The organism is Vibrio sp. 1F255 (assembly GCF_041439145.1).
GTDB classification, from domain to species: Bacteria; Pseudomonadota; Gammaproteobacteria; order Enterobacterales; family Vibrionaceae; genus Vibrio; species Vibrio crassostreae_C.
The window spans coordinates 1-1,131 of sequence record NZ_JBGONQ010000087.1 but is presented as its reverse complement, the minus strand read 5'-3'; the positions used below and the strand labels follow the sequence as shown (position 1 = coordinate 1,131).

General features: G+C 48.4%; 1 protein-coding gene. It reads left to right on the top strand.

The window, feature by feature from the left end; translation table 11 throughout:
* Positions 1-1,131 (top strand): tandem-95 repeat protein (locus ACED41_RS21525; RefSeq protein WP_371725671.1); only part of this gene is annotated, 1,131 nt, incomplete at both ends.

The window sequence follows — 1,131 nt, the reverse complement described above, 5'->3', positions numbered from 1 at the left end:
AAGCATCAGCTGACCTAACGGTTAACCCAGTTAACGACCTGCCAGTCCCTCAAGATCAACAGTTCAGCGTTGAAGAAGACGGCACACTCATCTTCACTGATGCAGACCTGTTAACAGGCGCAACGGACATTGAAGGCGACAACCTAACTGTTGAAGGTGTGACCTACGATGGCGGTGACGGTATCCTTACTGATAACGGTAATGGTACTTACACCTTTGCGCCAAACGAGAACTTCAATGGTGACGTAAACTTCGGTTTTGATGTATCTGACGGTACCGATACGGTCTCTGCCAACATCGATGTGAGTGTAACTGCCGTTGATGATGCACCGGTGTCTGGTGACCTAGCGTACTCAATCGATGAAGACGGTTCGATTCGTCTAAGCCAAGAGCAGCTGCTTTCTCAAGCCTCTGACGTGGAAGGCGATGACCTGACTGCTAGCGGCCTAACGGTTGGCGGTGATGCAACCGTTACTCAAAACGATGATGGCAGTTTCACGATTACGCCAGATGAGAACTTCAATGGCGACATTGATATCAGCTTCGATATCTCAGATGGTACCAATACCGTTCAAGCTTCTGCAGACCTAACCGTTAACCCAGTTAATGACCTGCCAGTACCTCAAGACCAACAGTTCAGCGTTGAAGAAGACGGCACGTTAATCTTTACTGATGCTGACCTATTAACAGGTGCGACTGATATTGAAGGCGACAACCTAACGGTTGAAGGTGTGACCTACGATGGTGGTGACGGTATTCTTACTGATAACGGTAATGGTACATACACCTTTGCTCCGAATGAAAACTTCAATGGCGACGTCAACTTCGGCTTCGATGTCTCTGACGGCACCGATACGGTCTCTGCAAACATCGATGTGAGTGTAACTGCCGTTGATGATGCACCGGTGTCAGGCGATTTAGCGTACTCAATCGATGAAGATGGTTCTATCCGTCTAAGCCAAGAGCAACTGTTATCACAAGCATCTGATGTTGAAGGCGATGACCTTACTGCTAGCGGCCTAACGGTTGGTGGTGATGCGACGGTTGTAGCTAACGATGATGGCAGTTTCACCATCACGCCAGATGAGAACTTCAATGGCGACATTGATATCAGCTTCGATATCTCAGATG